Source organism: Myxococcus sp. AM011 (genome assembly GCF_013372595.1).
GTDB lineage: Bacteria > Myxococcota > Myxococcia > Myxococcales > Myxococcaceae > Myxococcus > Myxococcus eversor.
This window is the reverse complement of sequence record NZ_JABXEM010000100.1, coordinates 19,158-34,964: the sequence shown is the minus strand read 5'-3', so window position 1 is coordinate 34,964 and position 15,807 is coordinate 19,158. Positions and strand designations below refer to the sequence as shown.

The following is a 15,807-nucleotide window of genomic DNA, read 5'->3' as shown; positions in this document are numbered from 1 at the left end:
GGGCTGGAGGCTGGAGGCGGGGAGGGGACGTTCCGGACAGCGGAGGTGACGGCGGGGCTCTTGTGGGACTCGCGTGACAACGAGCCCGCGCCCGTTCGCGGCATGTTCCACGAACTGGCGGTACGCGGCGCGGTGGGGGCGACGGGCAGCTCGTTCAGCTACTGGGGCTCCACGGCGAACCTGCGTTTCTACCACCCCCTGGGACATGAGCGATTGGTGGCAGCGTTGCGCCTGATGGCCGACGTGCTTGGAGGGGATGTGCCCTTCTTCCTGCTCAGCGGCTTTGGCGGAGTGGAGTGGCGCGATGGCTGGGGCGGCGTGGGCGGCCTGTTCACCGCGCGAGGGCTGCTGAAGAACCGCCTGCAGGGCGAGGTGAAGACGGTGGGCAACGGCGAGCTGCGCTGGCGCTTCCTCGACGTGCGGCCGTGGGAGCAGCGGCTGGAGTTCACGCTGGTGGCCTTCCTCGATGCGGGACAGGTGTGGACGGACCTTCGCTTTCGGGACAAGGGGTTGTTCCGGTACGCGGGAGGTGGGGGCCTGCGAGTGGCCTGGGACAACGCCTTCATCGTCCGAGCGGACTACGGCGTGAGTCCTCGGGATGGCACGTCCGCCTTCTATCTCGACTTCAACCACATGTTTTGAGTGGCCGATGTCATCCGGTGGCATTGACGCCCGCGGAGGGTGCCAGCTAGCGTGACGCCACGATGATGCTCTTGAACGCGAGCTTCCTGACGACCGCCACTGGCCGCTGTTGCCGTGGCGAGTGTTGTTAGTCGAGCTGCTTCGAGCGTCCTTCGTTCCACCGGTTCGTTTCCGCTGAAGTCCCGGCCCTTGGGCCTCGGGCACGTTGCTCCGGTGGTGTTCCGCGTACTGGCGATGAGGCCCTGACCTCGTCGTGCGTGCGTGGCCTTGCGTCCCTCCGTCGGAGTCTCCGCATGCCCATCACCCGCTTCGAGCCTCATGACGATTTCCTGCGGGTCCACTTCGCTGGAGACGGGGTTCCCCGGCACTCGGACTTCCACTGGTTCTGGCTGCGGCACAACTCGGAGTTGGACCGCCATCCGCTCACCCGTGAGCGCATTGTCTGCTCCTCGGAGCTGCCGTTGGGTTTGAGGCCTCGTGGGGTGCGCGTCTCGGAGGATGCCTCCGCCCTCGATATCGACTGGGGGGACCGGGCGGACGGGCAGGTGAGTCGGTACTCGGCGGACTGGTTGCTGACGAATGCCTATGCGGCCGACCGCGTCGCGGTGCCTCCGCCACCTTCGGACAGCGGGCTGCTCACGGTGGAGGCCGCGCGGGTGCGCGAGCCGCTCGTGCCCTTCGCGCTGAAGCGACTCGAGGCGTCCGGGGCGGTCATCGTCCGAGGCTTCGGGGCGGACACGGAGGCGCTCATCGACCTCTTTGGTGGCGCGGGCCTTTCGGTCATCGAGACACACTTCGGTCGCATCGAGGACCTGCGCACCGACAACACGACGAATCGGAACACGGACCAGTTGGGCTACACGGACAGCGCGGTGCAGTTGCACACGGACCAGCCCTTCCTGGAGCGGCCGCCGCGCTACCAGTTGCTGCATTGCCAGCGGCCCGCGGAGACGGGTGGGGACAACAGCGTGGTGGATGGGCTCGCGGCGGCGCGTTACCTGGCGGACCAGGACGAGCAGGCCTTCGAGCTGCTGCGCACGGTACCGGTGACGTTCCATCGCAAGCAGGCGGCGTTCGAGCGGGTGTTGGTGTCACCGGTGCTCGACTTCGACGCGCCTGGGGGCTTTCGCATCCGGTACAGCTATTTCACGCTCGCGCCGCACCGGGTGCCGTTCGCTCGGATGGAGGCGTGGTACCGCGCGTACAACCGCTTCGCGACGCTGGTCCGGGACGAGCGCCACCAGTTCCGCTTCCGGCTCCAGACCGGTGACTTCCTCCTCTATGACAACTGGCGAATGCTTCACGCTCGCACCTCGTTCACGGGTGCCCGCTGGCTTCGCGGTGTGTACTTCGATGCGCGTTGAACCCCGGAGAACACCATGACCGCTTCGCCTCGACTGGCCCCCCATGGAATGAGTCACCAGGACGTCCTCGACCAGATGTGCGAGCTGCGCGCCGATGATGCGCGCTGGAAGGAGGGGAGGACTTGGAGCCTCGTCTACCACGCGGGAGATGACGTCCGTCGGTTGCTCGCGGATGCCTATGCGGAGTTCATGTCCGAGAACGGGCTGAGTCCGTTGGCGTTCCCGAGTCTCGCGCGCTTCGAGTCGGAGGTGGTGGCCACGGGCGCGGAGTTGTTCCATGGGGAAACCGCCGCGGGGACGCTGACGTCGGGAGGGACGGAGTCCATCTTGATGGCGGTGAAGACGGCTCGGGACTTCGCTCGGGAGGAGCGGGGAATCACGGCGCCGGAGGTGGTGCTGCCCGCGTCCGTGCATCCGGCCTTCCAGAAGGCCGCGCACTACTTCGGGGTGAAGCCCGTCAATGTGCCGCTGGGGCCCGACTTTCGCGCGGATGTGGCGGCGACTCGGGTCGCGCTGACGGCGAACACGGTGCTCGTCGTCGGGTCTGCTCCGGCGTATCCGCACGGATTGGTGGACCCGATTGAGGAGCTGGCGGCGCTCGCGCAGGAGCACGGTGTGCTCTTTCACGTGGATGCGTGTCTGGGGGGATTCCTGCTGCCGTTCGCGCGGAAGCTGGGGCACGACGTGCCTGACTTCGACTTCGCGGTGCCGGGTGTCACGAGCCTGTCGGCGGACCTGCACAAGTATGGCTATGCGGCGAAGGGGGCGTCGCTCGTGCTGTACCGCACGCCGGAGCTGCGTCGGTACCAGTTCTTCACGTACGCGGATTGGTGTGGAGGCATCTACGCGTCGCCATCGATGGCGGGGACCCGGCCAGGAGGTGCCATCGCGGCGGCCTGGGCCATCCTGAAGTACCTGGGCGAAGAGGGATATCTGCGGCTCGCTGGGACGGTGCTGGAGACGGCTCGGGCACTGCGTGAGGGCGTCACCGCGATTCCTGGCTTGAGGCTGGTGGGCGAGCCTCGGCTGAGTGTCTTCGCTTTCGCGTCGGACACGCTGGATGTGTATGCGCTGGGGGATGCGATGGAGGCGCGAGGGTGGAAGTTGGACAGGCAGATGGGGCCGCCCGCGCTGCACCTGATGGTGACTCCCGCGCACGAGAAGGTGGTGGAGCCGTTTCTCTCGGACTTGCGTGAGTGTGCTGGGAGTCTGGCGCGCGGAGAGCCGGCGCCCGAGGGAAGCGCGGCGATGTACGGCATGCTGGGTGCCATCCCGGACCGGCGTGAGGCCGCGGACTTCATCCGCCAGTTCATGGACTCCATCTACGGATGAGCGCGCTCATCCAGATTCGCGCGATGGCCTTGCCCCGGTTCGGCTGGGGCGCGCTCTCCGCCATGTTCGCGGGCGCTGTCCTATGAGCGCGCTCATCCAGGTCCTCGTCGTGGTGGGGTTGCCAGGGCTCGTCCTGTTGGGATCGCGAGCCTTCAAGCCCGTGGAGTGGGTGGGGCCCGTGGTGATGTGCTACGCGGCGGGCATCCTCCTGGGAAACGCGCCGGGGTTGTCGCTCCAGACGGGCGTGAGTCTTTCCGTGAGCGAGGCGGCGGTGCCGCTGGCGATTCCCCTCCTGTTGTTCTCGACGGACGTGCCGCGCTGGACCCGGCTCGCGCGGACGACGTTGTTGTCCTTCGTCCTCGCGTGTGTGTCCGCCCTTGTGAGTGCCACCGTGGTGGGGCTCGCCTTCTCGGGTCGGATGGACGAGTGGTGGAAGATGGCCGGCATGCTGGTGGGCGTGTACGTCGGCGGCACCGCCAACATGAACGCCGTGGGCGTGGCGCTCCAGGTGCGTGAGGAGACCTTCGTGCTCCTCAACACGGCGGACATCGTCGCGGGGGCGGCTTACCTGCTCGTGCTGGTGACAGTCGCACAGCGCATCGCACTGGCCTTCCTCCCCCCATTCCAGAATCCGACAGGTTGGGATGGCCCAAGCGAGGAGGAGGGGACGCGACAGGAGCGTTTCTCCTGGCGGTTCGCGCGAGGTCTGGCCCTGTCACTGCTGCTCGCCGTCGCCATCTGCGGCGTGTCCGCTGGGACGAGCCTGTCCCTCGTGGGCAGACTGGAGGCGACGGCGGTGCTCCTGCTCATCACCACTTTGTCGCTGGCGGCGTCCTTCATTCCCGCCGTCCGCTCGTTGCCTGGGAGCTACGCGCTGGGGGACTACGCGCTGCTCGTCTTCTGCGTGGCGGTGGGGACGTTGGCGGATGCAAGCCAATTGGGAAGCGCGGGGTTGTCTGTCTTCGCCTTCTGCGCCAGCGTGATGGTATTGGCCATCGTCCTGCATTTCGGCCTGGCGGCGCTGTTCCGCATCGACGCCGACACGGTGCTGATTACCTCCACGGCCACCATCTTCGGCCCGGCCTTCATCGCCCCCGTCGCCCGAGCGCTGCGCAACCGCGAGCTGATGGTCTCCGGCATCACCACGGGGCTGATGGGGTTCGCGCTGGGGACCTACCTGGGGCTCGCCTTGTCCTGGCTCTTGCGGCCGTAGCCTTCCTTCTTGCATTCCGATGCGGCGAGTCTCTCCTGTCGGGTCAACCCGCCAACAACTGTTGGTAGCGAAAGCGCCAAGTCTATGCTGATGACTCTCGTCAGGAGCCAAGCCCATGCGCGCCATTCCCCAGGAATCCCCTCAGGTGGCACCGGCCCCGGGCCTTGCCCAGCGCAAGTCGAGAGAGGGAGGTATCCAAGCAAGTCCAGAGCGCACGACGTTGGAGCGCGGCCTTGTCCAACGACAGACGCGCGCCAATCAGAGTCCAGCAGTCCAGAAGACGTCCAGCTACCAGCACTTGCTGAACTCGAGCCCGAAGGTCGAGGCATTGCAGCGGCAGGCGGCCTCGAGCGGAGCGGCGCACCCCATCCAACGACTGGCGGCGTCATCCCTTGGCCAGGGGCATCTCCCTGTGCAGCGCATGCACGAGGGCTCCGACGATGAAGAGGGGCTCGAAGAGCTCCTCGATGAGGCCGAGGTGGAGCAGGGGGACCCCACCGCCAGGGCGCTCGCGGTGCCCCAGACGGAGGCGCAGGTGGAGAAACAGGCGCTCACCCGCACGACACTCGGGGGCATGGCCGGCTGGACCAATACGCCGATGAGTGAGCACCTCGCCACGGACCCCCGGACCTGGCCGCTCATCGCGAAAGGCGAGTGGAACGCGCCGATGCGAGGATGGTTCGAGAGGGGCGAGGGCGACAATCGTCGTCGCATCATCCTGCTCGGGGAGACCCACGACCGGATGGAGAACTTCCTCGAACACATGTTCAACAACAAGGCTACCCGCATCTGGGAGAAGAACCTGCACCTGGCGCAGGTCGCCAAGGGTCGCAAGGACTACGGCAAGTGGCTCGCCAGCTTCAGCGAGGGGCAGCGGGGCTATTTCGACAAGACCCTCGCCGCCCTCCAGACCGAAAAGGCTGACGGTCATGTCCTGAACGCGGACACCGACGGGTCCACGGAAATGGTGACAAGCGCGCTCGGTCTGGATGTGGGGGAGGACATCGGAGGCCTCATCGGTCGGCTGATTGCCTCCGACACGGAGATTTACGACCACCTGAGCGAATGGATGGATTCAGAGGAACCGGAGGACGCGGATCGCCTGGCGATCGGCCGCCGTCGGTGGCGCTACGCGTCCGTCCTGGTGGGTGCCCAGCACTACAAGGGGCTCGCGGACTACATCACGAGACTCGGCGGGTTCGAGGCCAAGGAGCCTGGACCGTCCCTCATATCCCTCCTCGGCCTCAACGCCTGAGCCGACAGTCACGACGCCAGGACGACGGGCTCAGGCCGCCTCTTCCAGAATCTCCAGCGCCTCCCGAACCCCCGGGAGCGCGGACAGCAACTCCAGCTCCGCGGACTGGAGCACGGAGACCCGCTTGCCGGAGATGCGCTCCATCGTCAGCTCGATGCGGTGGTCCCCCGCCGCGTTGACGCGCCGGAAGATGCGGGCCCGCCGGCCCTCCGCCCGACAGGCGAGGATATCCTTCTGGAGACTGCGCAGGCGTCGGACCACCTTCAGCGCCGTCCGCCCCTCCGGGGTGTCGAAGGTGTGGAAGTGCCGATTACGCGACAGTGGCTTGCTAGGGTCATGGAGCCTCTCCACGAGGCGCCGAACGAATGGGTCCATCGACGTGGGAGGATAACATCCAGTACCCTCCCGCTCAGCGATGCCCTGGCGATTTCGAACCCTTCCCTGGACCCTGGCGCTCCTCCTCCCGCTTGCTTGTAGGGAACCGGAGGTGGCAGCCGTCCAGAACCGTGCCCAACAGGCCCAGTCCGCCCTGAGTGAGGCCCGCGCCCAGCTTGCCAACGGGCAGGCCCTCCCCGCACTCGCGGCCCTCAAGAAAGCCGCCACCGCCGCCCCCGACAGCGCCGAGCCCTACCTGCTCATGGCCGATGCCCACCTCATGAACAACAACATGGGCGCGGCCATCATGTCCCTCAAGCAGGCCGAGGCCCTCATCCCCGGCACCGACCCCAACATCCAGAAGCAGCTCGCCGAACTCTACCTGGGCAACGGCAACACCGCCGAGGCCCTCACCATCCTCTCCACCCTGCGCGACTCCGGCCTGCTCACGGAATCGGACGTGCTCGGCCTCGCCCGGCTCCAGGCCCGCGAGGGCCAGATTGACGCCTCCTTCGCCACGATTGAGAGCGTCCTGCGCGACAGCCCGGATGACCCGGAGGCCAAGGCCATGGAGGCGGAGGTCCTCCTCATGAAGGGCGACGAGCTGCTCGCCGCCAACCTCATGGACAAGCTGCTCCAGCAGAACCCCGCGCACACCTCCGCGCGCCTCTTGCGCGCCCGCTACTTCCTCGTCAGCGGCGTGCCGCAGATGGCCGAGGCCGACCTCCAGGCCGTCGAAGGCAAGGACGCCAACCGCGGCGACGTCGTCATGCTGCGCGCCCGGGCCCTCCTCGCCCAGGGCCGCGCGACGGATGCAGAGGCCGCCCTCAAGCCCCTCATCGACGTCGAACCCCAGAACGCCGAGGCCCTCGCCTGGATGGCGGAGACGGTGCTCGCCCAGGGCCGCCGCGCGGACGCGCTCGCCCTGGTGGACCGCGCCCTCCAGTTCCGCCCCCGCCTCGCTCGCGCCCTCTACGTGCGCGGCCGTGCCCAGGAGGAGGCCAAGGACCTGAAGGGCGCCGAGGAGAGCTACCGCTTCGCCCTCAGCGCCGAGCCCCGCTTCGCGCCCGTGCACACCCGGCTGTGGCGCCTGTTCCTCCAGTCGGAGCGCAAGGTGGATGCGTACGCGTCCCTGGAGCGTCTGCTGGCCATGGGCGAGGCCTCCCAGGAGGAGAAGGTCGCCCTGGCGAAGCTCTCCGCTCAGCTCCAGACGCAGATGGTCCGGGCCACGAAAATCATCGACGAGGCCCTCAAGCGAGAGCCCGACAACGCCGAGTACCTGGCGGTGAAGAAGGCCCTCCTGGACGTCGCGCCCAAGCCGACGAAGAAGAAGTCGACCGGCCCCCTCATCATCCGCGGCGGTCGCCGCTGACCAGCAGCTTCGCGGTGGGCGCTCCGGGCAGCCCTGGCGCCTCCGCCACCACGCGCTCCAAGGCCTTGAGCCCCTTCTTCTGACCCACCGCGACGACGGTGAGGTTGTCCCGGTGGAGGTAGCGCCGGGCCACTTCCCGCACCCGCGCGGCGGACTGGGAGTCCACCAGGTCCGCCCGGTGCTCGAAGGTCTCCGGCACGCGGAACAGCTCCGTGCCGCCGAACCACCCGGCCAGCTCCCCCGGTGAGTCCTGGGAGAACTCCAGCAACATGCGGTGGCGGCGCTTGGCGCGCGCCAGCTCCTCCTCGCCAATCTCCTCGTCGCACAGCGCGCCCAGCACGCGGAACGACTCGGCCACCACCTGCGCGGCCTTCTCCGGGGCGCTGGCGGCCTCGATCTCGAACAGGCCGGAGTCGTGGTAGCCGTCCAGCGACGCGTGGACCGAGTACGCCAGCCCCCGCTTCTCCACGATTTCGAACGGCAGCCGCGAGGACAGGCCGTCATCCAGCACGCGCCGGATGATCTGCAGCGCGGCGTAGTCGTCGTGCTGCTCGGGCACGGTGCGGAAGTTGAGGCGGAACTCCGTCTGCGACTCGTCGTGGGAGACGAAGTGCAGCCGGGGCCCCGGCGCGATTTCCGGCGGCGGCGTCTCCGTGCTGGCCAGGCCTCGCGGCAGGTGCGCGAACGCGCGCTCCGTCAACTCGAGCACCTCCTCGCGGCGCACGCGGCCCGCGGCGGTGACGACCAGGTTGCCGGTGACGTAGTGCCGCGCGAAGTGCTCCAGCACCTGGCTGTGCGCGAGCGCGGAGACGGACTCGCGCGTGCCCGCGATCTTCAAGGCCAGCGGGTGGTCGGGGAAGAGCAGGTTCTTGGAGAGGTTGTCCAGGTCGATGTCGCGACCCTTCTCATCCACCTCGTCCAGCATCTCCTCGAGGATGATCTGCCGCTCGACTTCCATGTCCGTGAGGCGCGGACGGGTGAGCATGTCCCCGAGGATGTCCAGGCCCACGCGCATGTGCGCGGGGTGCAGCGGCGTGTAGTAGTACCCGTGGTCCCGGGTGGTGACGCCATTGAGGTTGCCGCCCACTTCCTCCACGGCGGCGTTCATCTTCACCGTGTCCGGCCAGCCCGCGCTGCCCCGGAAGAACAGATGCTCCAGGTAGTGGCTGACGCCGTTGTTGGCGGGCGTCTCGTGGCGGCTGCCCGTGCGGACGTAGATGGCGAGCAGGGCGGTGTGGAGGTGGGGCGTCTCGATGGTGACGACGCGCAGCCCGGAGGGCAGAACGTCCCGATACGAATTGAAGCTCATGCGCGTGGAAGCCTTAACACGAAGGCCGTGCCCTGGCCGGGAATACTCTGGCAGGAGAGCGAGCCCCCGTGGGCCTGGAGGATTTGCTGACTCACCGCGAGCCCCAGCCCCGTGCCCCCCTCCTTGGTGGTGAAGAACGGCTCGAAGAGGTGGCGGCGTACCTCCTCCGTCATGCCCTGACCTGTATCCCTCACCGTCACCTCCACGTCCTGCTCCATGGGGCGGGTGGCGATGGTGAGCTGCCCTCCGTGGGGCATCGCCTCGCGGCTGTTGCGCAGGAGGTTCAGGAAGACCTGCCGCAGCTGCCCCTCGTCGGCGAGCACGGCCGGCGTGGCGGGGGCGAACTCGCGCACCACCTCCACGCCCGCGCGCATCAGCTCCTCGCGAGAGAAGTCCAGCACGCCGTCCAGCACCGCCGTCACGTCGCGCGGGTCCAGGTCCGGCCGCTGGGGCCTGGCCATGCGCAGGTAGTGCTCGGTGACGTCCGCCAGCCGGTCCACCTCGCGGGTGACGGCGGAGAGCAGGTCCTTCACCTCGTGGGCCTCGTCGGGCGCGGGGAACGTGGCGCGCTCCACCGCGTCCCCGAGCAGCTCCACGTTGAGGCCGATGGACGACAGCGGGTTGCGCACCTCGTGGACGATTTGCGCGGAGATGCGGCCCACGGCGGCGAGCTGCTCGGCGCGCATCAGCGCCTCCGCCTGCGCCTTGATTTGCGCCTCGCGCGCCTGGAGCGAGCGGGCCATCTGGTCGAACGCTCGCGCCAGCACCGCCACCTCGTCGTGGCCCTTCACGCCCAGCTGCGCGCTGTAGTCGCCCTTGCCGATGCGCGACACGCCCTCGATGAGCGTGCGCACCGGGCGCAGCGTGCGGGCCGACCACGCGGTGGCGACCAGGCCCAGCAGAATCGCCGCGACGGAGAGGCTGATGATGGCCAGGCCCGTCTGGCGCTCGCGCTCCTCGGCGCCGTCCACGCGCTCGCGGATGCGGTTGGACAAGGACAGTCGCAAGAGCCGCAGTTCGCGGCCGATGGCGTCCTCCATGGTGAGCACGTCGGCGGTGGCGCGGTCCACCTGGGCCTTGTCCGGCGCCTGCGAGGAGAACGCGTCGAACACGCTCTCCGCGGCGCGGCCGTACTCCTGGTAGCGCGAGTCCAGCTCCAGGAGCCTCGCCTCCAGCTCCTCGATGAAGGGCAGCTCGCTCGCCGGGGCCATGTCGCGCAGCTGGGTGGCCCGCGCGCGCGTCGTGGCCAGCCGCTGGGAGATGAAGGTCGTGGGCACGTAGACGCGGGCCAGGCGGATGATGGCGCGCCGTATCTCCGCGCTGTCCTCCTCCAGCATGCGCGCGGTGTGGCGCTGCTGGTTGGCGTGGTTCATCTCCATCTCCGCCGCGTCTTGCGAGAGCTGGAGATAGCCCTGGCTCAACAGCCGGATTTCGAGCCGGTTGCGGTGCAGCTCCGCGACGCTGAAGAGCGACACCAGGCCGAAGGTGACGAGCACCACCGCGTAGCCCAGGAAGATGCGGGTGGCGAGGGAGAGCTTCATGCGCGCGAGGACCGTGCAACGGCCAGGGCGTCATCGCCAAGCGGCCCGCGCCCCGGGCACGAGCAGCGCCGTCTTCCCGCCTGCCCCCCGGCGGGGCGACCGGCCGTCCTGGCCTCCTGAATCATGGCCCCGGAGGATAGCCCGAGGGGCCTCGTCCCGCCCGGGGACATTCGCGCCCGCGGGTGGCAATCGTCGTGAAGGCCCCAGCGTAGGAACTCGCGTGGTGAACCCCCTCGCCCGTCCCTCAAGGAATCACGCCATGCTCTCCACGGCCCACGCCTCCCTGGGCGCCCTGCTGGCGCTGCTCGTGTTGCCCTCCTCCTCGAAGGCCGCGGAGCCCGCGAAGGGCGCCGTCGTGGCCCCCAAGGCCGAGGCCCCCGCTGACACCGCGTCGAGCCTGGTCGGTATCTGGGCAGGGGAGCCCGTCTTCGGGCCGGAGGTCCAGGGCGAGCTGACGGTGTTCCGCGACGGCGACACGTGGCGCGCGCGCATCGGCGGCTATGAGGCCCCCGGGCGTCTGGAGAAGAACCAGCTCACGGTGACGATGCCGGGAGGGCAGGGGACGTTCCGGGGCGTCGTCGGCGCGGACGGCAAGCTCATCCGAGGCCACTGGGTGCAGCCGCGCGTCGTCATTGGCGGCGTGCAATACGCCACGCCCGTGGAGCTGCGCGCGCTCCAGAAGGGCGTGTGGCGGGGCGGCGTGACGCCGTGGGCGGACCGCTTCACCCTGTACCTCGTCGTGTACAAGCGGCCGGACGGCACCATCGCGGCGTACTTGAAGGACCCGGAGAAGGGCTTCGGCCGGCAGTTCGCGTTCAACGTCTCCATGCAGGGCAACGCGGTGAAGCTGACGGACCCGCGCGGCCCGACGACGCTGGAGGGCACCTTCGACCCGCGCTTCGGCCGGCTGACGGTGCCCATCCTCTTCCTGGGCCCCATCAATTTCACGAAGAAGGAGCGGGAGCAGGCCGTGGGGCTCTACCCGCGCACGCCGGCGCCGGGGGCCTATTCCTACCGTCCGCCTGTCGCGGAGCAGGATGGCTGGGCGACGGCGTCACTCACCGACGTGGGCATGGACCCCGCGCCCATCATCGCGCTGATGCAGCGCATCCTCGACACCGAGCCGGGCCCGACGCCGGGTCCGCACATCCAGGGCGTGCTCATCGCGCGCAAGGGCAAGCTCGTCGTCGAGGAGTACTTCCATAGCTTCGACAAGGAGCGCCTGCATGACCTGCGCTCCGCGGCCAAGACGCTGGCGCCGATACTCGTGGGCACGGCGATGGAGCAGGGCGCGAAGCTCGCCCCGGAGACGCCCGTCTACTCGTTGTTCCCCGCGTACAAGAGCGCCGCGCCCGCGGACCCGCGCAAGGCGAAGCTCACGCTGGAAAATCTGATGACGATGACCTCGGGCCTGGACTGCGACGACGACAACGACGAGTCCCCCGGCAACGAGAACACCCTCCAGGAGCAGGAGGGAGATTGGTACACGTACACGCTGGATCTACCCATGGGCCGGGCGCCGGGAGAGCCGCAGGCGGTGTACTGCACCGCGGGGATGAACCTGGTGGGCGGCATGGTGCGCAACGCGACGGGGACATGGCTGCCCGAGCACTTCGCCCGCACCGTGGCGGAGCCCCTCCAGTTCCGCCGCTACGCGATGAACCTGATGCCGGATGGCGAGGCGTACCTGGGCGGCGGCCTCTACGCGCGCCCTCGTGACGCGCTGAAGCTGGGGCAGCTCTACCTGGCGGGCGGCGTGTGGAACGGCAGGCGCGTGGTCAGCAAGCGCTGGGTCGAGCGCTCCATCGCCCGGCACTCGGTGATGAGCCCTGACCGCACCTACGGGTACGCGTGGTGGCGTCACGAGCTGCGCGTGGGCGAGCGCGTGTACGCGGAATACGAGGCGGGCGGCAACGGCGGCCAGTACGTCATGGTCATCCCCGAGCTGGAGCTGACGGTGATGTTCACCGGGGGCAACTACGGCCAGTTCAACCTCTGGAAGACCTTCCGGGAGGAGCTGTTGCCCCGCTACATCCTGGCGGCCGTGCGCCGGTAGGCAGGGGTGGGAGCCCGGCCTGCGTCTTGGCTCGACGCCCGGAGGCAAACGTGGGTAGAAGGCCGGTCCAATGGAGCCCGTCTCGACGAAGAAAGCCGCGCTGGTGACTGAAATCTCGAAGGAGTTCACCTTCGAGGCCGCGCACCGTCTCCCCAACGTCCCCCCCGGCCACAAGTGCTCGCGCGTCCACGGGCACAGCTACCGCATCGAAATCACCGTGCGCGGACCGGTGGACCCGCACTTCGGCTGGATTGTCGACTTCGCGGAGCTGAACGCCGCGTGGCAGCCGCTGCACGCGCTGCTGGACCACCGGCTGCTCAACGACGTGCCCGGCCTGGAGAACCCCACCAGCGAGCTGCTCGCCGCCTGGGTCTTCGAGCGGCTGAGCTTCGCCACCGCGCGCGTCGTCAAGCTGCGGGTGTCGGAGACGTGCACCTCGCAGTGCACCGTCTACCCGGCCGAGGGCTGAGCCCTCAGGTCTCCACCTGTCCCAGATTGGCGTGGAGCACCGCGCCATTCACGGTGGGCGTGGTGGCGCAGAAGTAGAGGACGTTCGCGATTTCGTCCGGAGTGATGAGGCGCCCGAAGGTCGACTTCGCGGAGATGATGGCGGCGCGCTTCGCGTCGTCGCCCAGGTGCTCTCGCAGCATCTCCGTGTCGGTGAAGCCCGGGCACACGCAGGCGGTGTGGATGCGCGTGCCCGCGAGGTCCTGGCAGGTGGAGCGCATCAACCCCACGAGCGCGTGCTTCGACGTCACGTAGGACGCGTTGCCCCTCACGGCCTTCTCCGACAGCGTGGAGCCCACGTAGAGGATGGATGAGCCGTCGCCCAGATAGGGCCGCGTCAGCCGGTTGAGCACGGCGGGCGCGACGACGTTGACCTCCAGCACCCGGCGAAGCTGCGCCGCCGTCAATTCCAGCGCGTCGTCGTGGTCATAGATGGCCGCGTTGTGCACCAGGCAGACGCGGTGGTCTTTGGCCTGTCCCGCGGTGTCCCGCAGCGCGGCCTCCACGCGAGGCTCCCAGTCGCCGGAGCCCAGGTCCACGCCCAGGTCCATGACACCCGGCACGTGGCTCGGCTGGCGCGCCAGGTTCAGCACGCCCCAGCCCTCCTTGCGAAAGCGCGCGGCCAGCGCCTGGCCGATTCCCCGGCTGGCGCCAGTGATGATGGCCTGGTCCGTCATGACGCCTCCCACTCCCAGGAGGACGACTGGCCGGGGCCCGAGGAGCACTTCACCACCAGCCGCGTGACGCCGTCCTTGCGCAGGGCGGAGCCGTCTCCCAGCAGCTCCTCGCCGAAGACGCGCGCCAGCTCCTCCAGCGTCACGTTCTCCACCGGCAGCACGGTGATGTCGCGCGCGAGGAAGCGCAGCTCCTCCCCGTTGAAGCGCGCCAGGACATCGCCCTTCGCGTCCCGCTCCAACTTCAAGAAAGGGGACCTCTCCGGAAGGAAGAACGTCTCGTTCCAGGCGCGGCAGCGGGCGATGATGGTCTGCTTCAGCGGGCCGTAGTCGGAGAGCATCCCGTTGTCGGCGACCTCGCCCGTCAGCGCGACATAGACGGTGAAGTTGTGGCCGTGCAGGTTCTCGCGGTGCGTCGCGGAGAAGATGGTGAAGTGCCCGGCCGAGAACTTCATCTCTTCCTTGTAGAGCTCCAGGGTCGTCGTGCGTGGCATGAGCAGGCGTGGGGTTAGCATCTGCCGTCGCCGCCGGGAAGTCTCGCGCCCCGGGACGTCCTGGCTCCGCCCGGGGGAAATGAGCGATTCTGGAAGGCCCATGCTCCTGCCCCTGCTCACCCTGGGTGTGTTCCTGTCCGCCAAGCCGCCCGCGGACGAGAAGGTCTTCACCCCGTGCCCCGCTTCCGCGCCCGAGTGGACGGCGGCCCGTGAGCGGCTGCTCGCCCTGGATGCGAGGCTGGAGGCGCTGCCAGACGACGGTGACGGGAAGCTCGGCGTGTCGGCCCTGCGCGAGCTCTTGATGTCGCGCTGCTTCGAGATGAGCCGGGAGGAGCCCGAGCCCGTCCCCGAGGACGTGCCGCTCCTGGGCTTGAAGACCTGGTGGAAGGAAGGGGGACGGAGCTGGGTGGAGTCCTACCTGGAGCTGGGCAAGCCCGGCACGCGCACGGTGGTGCTGCCGCCCGAGGCCCGCGACGTGCTGACGCTGGAGACCGTGAAGCCGGACCACCGGCTCGCGGGGATGCTGTGCTCCTCCAAGGACGCGGCCTGCGCGAAGGAGACGGAGGCCTGGTCCGGGAGGATGGAGGCGTCCTTCCTGCGAGAGCTGGAGCGGAAGGCCGACAAGGCGGAGGCGAAGTTGGAGGCGGAGGCTCGCAAGGCCTGCGTGAACGACGCGAAGCCCCGGCCGAAGCGCTGGCGCTACACGGCCTGGCGCTCCTGTGAGGGCGGGACGAAGTCCTTCGAGAAGGTGCTTCCGGTGGTGCGGCTCCGCGCGCCGACGGAGGGCTGGCTGGTGCTGCGGGGCCGCCGGGGGCACTACTCGTTCTGCGACGAGGTGCGCGCGTACCACCTGGAGACGGGCGCGGCCTGGGTGTCGCAAAGCTGCAGCAGGCTGTCGCTGTACGAGGACGCGGAGCGCATCGGTCGCGTGGATGTGGAGACCACCCAGGCGAACCGTCGTCCCCAGGTGACGGCGGGGGCCCTGTCGCGAGAGCTGCTGCGCGAGCTGACGTGGGTGCTCCTGCTCGGCGACGAGGGCATCTCCGTGGAGCGCGCCCGCCCGGTCACCCGCACGGTGCCCGCGGGCTATGCCATTGAATGGCGGGAGCGGCCCTCGGGCATCACCACCATGGCCGGGATGGGAGGCGGCTCCATGTGGTTCCACAGCGGGCAGACCCATCTGAGCTGGACCTGGTTTCCTCCCGCGAAAGGCGAGCCGCTCACGGGCGAGGTGACGTGGCCCGAGTCCGCCGACCCCGCGGAGAACCACGCGGACGAGTTGATCGTGGCGCTGGAGGAGACCTTCAAGCCTGGCTGCCCGTCCAGCCCCGCGCCCGTGGACCTGCTCGACTTCACGCGTCCGGCCGGCGTCAGCGCGGTGGATGCCCCCGAAGGTGTCGACCAGGAGCAGGACGAACTGCTCACGGCGCTGCGCGACTGGAAGCCACCTCCGGGGTGCTCCGCCACGGGCAAGTGACCTCCCACCTCGGACCGGCCGCTTCAATTTGCGTTGCGCGTCAGGGCCGGGGGCAATTAGTAATGGGCAATGTTGCAAATTACCTCCGCGGTGAGGCGTGCTCCGCCTCGGGTGTCCCATTCCTCGGGACGCTGTTGTCGTTCCTCGTCTCGCTAACACCCCACCGGTCCTCGCGCGGAGGGCCGAGCCCGTCTCC

The 15,807-nt window shown here is 68.9% G+C and carries 14 protein-coding genes; 9 read left to right on the top strand and 5 right to left on the bottom strand.

What is annotated here, in order from left to right:
• The 5 genes from HUW62_RS21630 to HUW62_RS21610 all read left to right on the top strand — a co-directional run.
• On the top strand, positions 1 to 642 hold a 642-nt coding region (locus tag HUW62_RS21630; protein WP_176435490.1), incomplete at its 5' end, for a BamA/TamA family outer membrane protein.
• Positions 643 to 935: 293 nt separating this feature from the next.
• Positions 936 to 2,006 (top strand): TauD/TfdA family dioxygenase, encoded by a 1,071-nt coding sequence (locus tag HUW62_RS21625; protein ID WP_163862163.1) that lies wholly within the window; start codon positions 936 to 938, stop codon positions 2,004 to 2,006.
• A 15-nt stretch (positions 2,007 to 2,021) separates the two neighbouring features.
• Complete coding sequence (locus tag HUW62_RS21620) at positions 2,022 to 3,338, top strand: aspartate aminotransferase family protein (protein WP_176435489.1); 1,317 nt, start codon at positions 2,022 to 2,024, stop codon at positions 3,336 to 3,338.
• Between the two features lie 82 nt (positions 3,339 to 3,420).
• The gene (locus tag HUW62_RS21615; RefSeq protein WP_176435488.1) at positions 3,421 to 4,551 is read left to right on the top strand and encodes a DUF819 family protein; all 1,131 of its coding nucleotides are present in this window, start codon (positions 3,421 to 3,423) and stop codon (positions 4,549 to 4,551) included.
• A 115-nt stretch (positions 4,552 to 4,666) separates the two neighbouring features.
• Positions 4,667 to 5,806 (top strand): hypothetical protein, encoded by a 1,140-nt coding sequence (locus HUW62_RS21610; protein ID WP_176435487.1) that lies wholly within the window; start codon positions 4,667 to 4,669, stop codon positions 5,804 to 5,806.
• A gap of 30 nt (positions 5,807 to 5,836) precedes the next feature.
• Here the strand turns inward: HUW62_RS21610 and HUW62_RS21605 are convergent, their stop codons facing one another.
• Entirely contained in the window at positions 5,837 to 6,181 is a 345-nt protein-coding gene (locus HUW62_RS21605) for a hypothetical protein (protein ID WP_163862174.1), read from the bottom strand.
• Positions 6,182 to 6,293: 112 nt separating this feature from the next.
• Here HUW62_RS21605 and HUW62_RS21600 point away from each other — a divergent pair, with 112 nt between their 5' ends.
• A complete protein-coding gene (locus tag HUW62_RS21600; protein WP_240356102.1) occupies positions 6,294 to 7,553 on the top strand; it encodes a tetratricopeptide repeat protein in 1,260 nt (419 codons plus the stop codon).
• Here the strand turns inward: HUW62_RS21600 and HUW62_RS21595 are convergent.
• Both HUW62_RS21595 and HUW62_RS21590 read right to left on the bottom strand, forming a co-directional pair.
• Positions 7,531 to 8,862 (bottom strand): pitrilysin family protein, encoded by a 1,332-nt coding sequence (locus HUW62_RS21595; RefSeq protein ID WP_163862180.1) that lies wholly within the window; start codon positions 8,860 to 8,862, stop codon positions 7,531 to 7,533. The two genes, HUW62_RS21600 and HUW62_RS21595, sit on opposite strands and share 23 nt — an antisense overlap.
• Entirely contained in the window at positions 8,859 to 10,403 is a 1,545-nt protein-coding gene (locus HUW62_RS21590; protein ID WP_163862183.1) for a HAMP domain-containing sensor histidine kinase, read from the bottom strand. Before HUW62_RS21590 ends, HUW62_RS21595 begins: the two co-directional genes overlap by 4 nt.
• A 259-nt stretch (positions 10,404 to 10,662) precedes the next feature.
• On the opposite strand from HUW62_RS21590, the gene HUW62_RS21585 reads away from it, so the two are divergent.
• Together HUW62_RS21585 and queD are read left to right on the top strand one after the other, a co-directional pair.
• A complete protein-coding gene (locus HUW62_RS21585; protein WP_176435486.1) occupies positions 10,663 to 12,459 on the top strand; it encodes a serine hydrolase in 1,797 nt (598 codons plus the stop codon).
• Between the two features lie 100 nt (positions 12,460 to 12,559).
• The gene (gene queD / locus HUW62_RS21580) at positions 12,560 to 12,928 is read left to right on the top strand and encodes a 6-carboxytetrahydropterin synthase QueD (protein WP_275902352.1); all 369 of its coding nucleotides are present in this window, start codon (positions 12,560 to 12,562) and stop codon (positions 12,926 to 12,928) included.
• 4 nt (positions 12,929 to 12,932) lie between these two features.
• On the opposite strand, the gene HUW62_RS21575 is transcribed toward queD, so the two are convergent.
• Both HUW62_RS21575 and HUW62_RS21570 read right to left on the bottom strand, forming a co-directional pair.
• Entirely contained in the window at positions 12,933 to 13,643 is a 711-nt protein-coding gene (locus HUW62_RS21575) for an SDR family NAD(P)-dependent oxidoreductase (protein WP_176435485.1), read from the bottom strand.
• Entirely contained in the window at positions 13,640 to 14,134 is a 495-nt protein-coding gene (locus HUW62_RS21570; RefSeq protein WP_163862195.1) for a 6-carboxytetrahydropterin synthase, read from the bottom strand. The genes HUW62_RS21575 and HUW62_RS21570 overlap by 4 nt, the downstream gene beginning before the upstream one ends.
• Before the next feature lie 100 nt (positions 14,135 to 14,234).
• On the opposite strand from HUW62_RS21570, the gene HUW62_RS21565 reads away from it, so the two are divergent.
• Entirely contained in the window at positions 14,235 to 15,611 is a 1,377-nt protein-coding gene (locus HUW62_RS21565; RefSeq protein ID WP_176435484.1) for a hypothetical protein, read from the top strand.
• The last annotated feature ends 196 nt before the right edge of the window (positions 15,612 to 15,807 follow it).

What these genes read in the sequence shown, in the direction of transcription:
- HUW62_RS21625 (WP_163862163.1), top strand. Translation starts at nt 936, where the DNA reads ATGCCCATCACCCGCTTCGAGCCTCATGACGATTTCCTGCGGGTCCAC.
- HUW62_RS21620 (WP_176435489.1), top strand. Translation starts at nt 2,022, where the DNA reads ATGACCGCTTCGCCTCGACTGGCCCCCCATGGAATGAGTCACCAGGAC.
- HUW62_RS21615 (WP_176435488.1), top strand. Translation starts at nt 3,421, where the DNA reads ATGAGCGCGCTCATCCAGGTCCTCGTCGTGGTGGGGTTGCCAGGGCTC.
- HUW62_RS21610 (WP_176435487.1), top strand. Translation starts at nt 4,667, where the DNA reads ATGCGCGCCATTCCCCAGGAATCCCCTCAGGTGGCACCGGCCCCGGGC.
- HUW62_RS21605 (WP_163862174.1), bottom strand. Translation starts at nt 6,181, where the DNA reads ATGGACCCATTCGTTCGGCGCCTCGTGGAGAGGCTCCATGACCCTAGC.
- HUW62_RS21595 (WP_163862180.1), bottom strand. Translation starts at nt 8,862, where the DNA reads ATGAGCTTCAATTCGTATCGGGACGTTCTGCCCTCCGGGCTGCGCGTC.
- HUW62_RS21590 (WP_163862183.1), bottom strand. Translation starts at nt 10,403, where the DNA reads ATGAAGCTCTCCCTCGCCACCCGCATCTTCCTGGGCTACGCGGTGGTG.
- HUW62_RS21585 (WP_176435486.1), top strand. Translation starts at nt 10,663, where the DNA reads ATGCTCTCCACGGCCCACGCCTCCCTGGGCGCCCTGCTGGCGCTGCTC.
- HUW62_RS21575 (WP_176435485.1), bottom strand. Translation starts at nt 13,643, where the DNA reads ATGACGGACCAGGCCATCATCACTGGCGCCAGCCGGGGAATCGGCCAG.
- HUW62_RS21570 (WP_163862195.1), bottom strand. Translation starts at nt 14,134, where the DNA reads ATGCCACGCACGACGACCCTGGAGCTCTACAAGGAAGAGATGAAGTTC.
- HUW62_RS21565 (WP_176435484.1), top strand. Translation starts at nt 14,235, where the DNA reads ATGCTCCTGCCCCTGCTCACCCTGGGTGTGTTCCTGTCCGCCAAGCCG.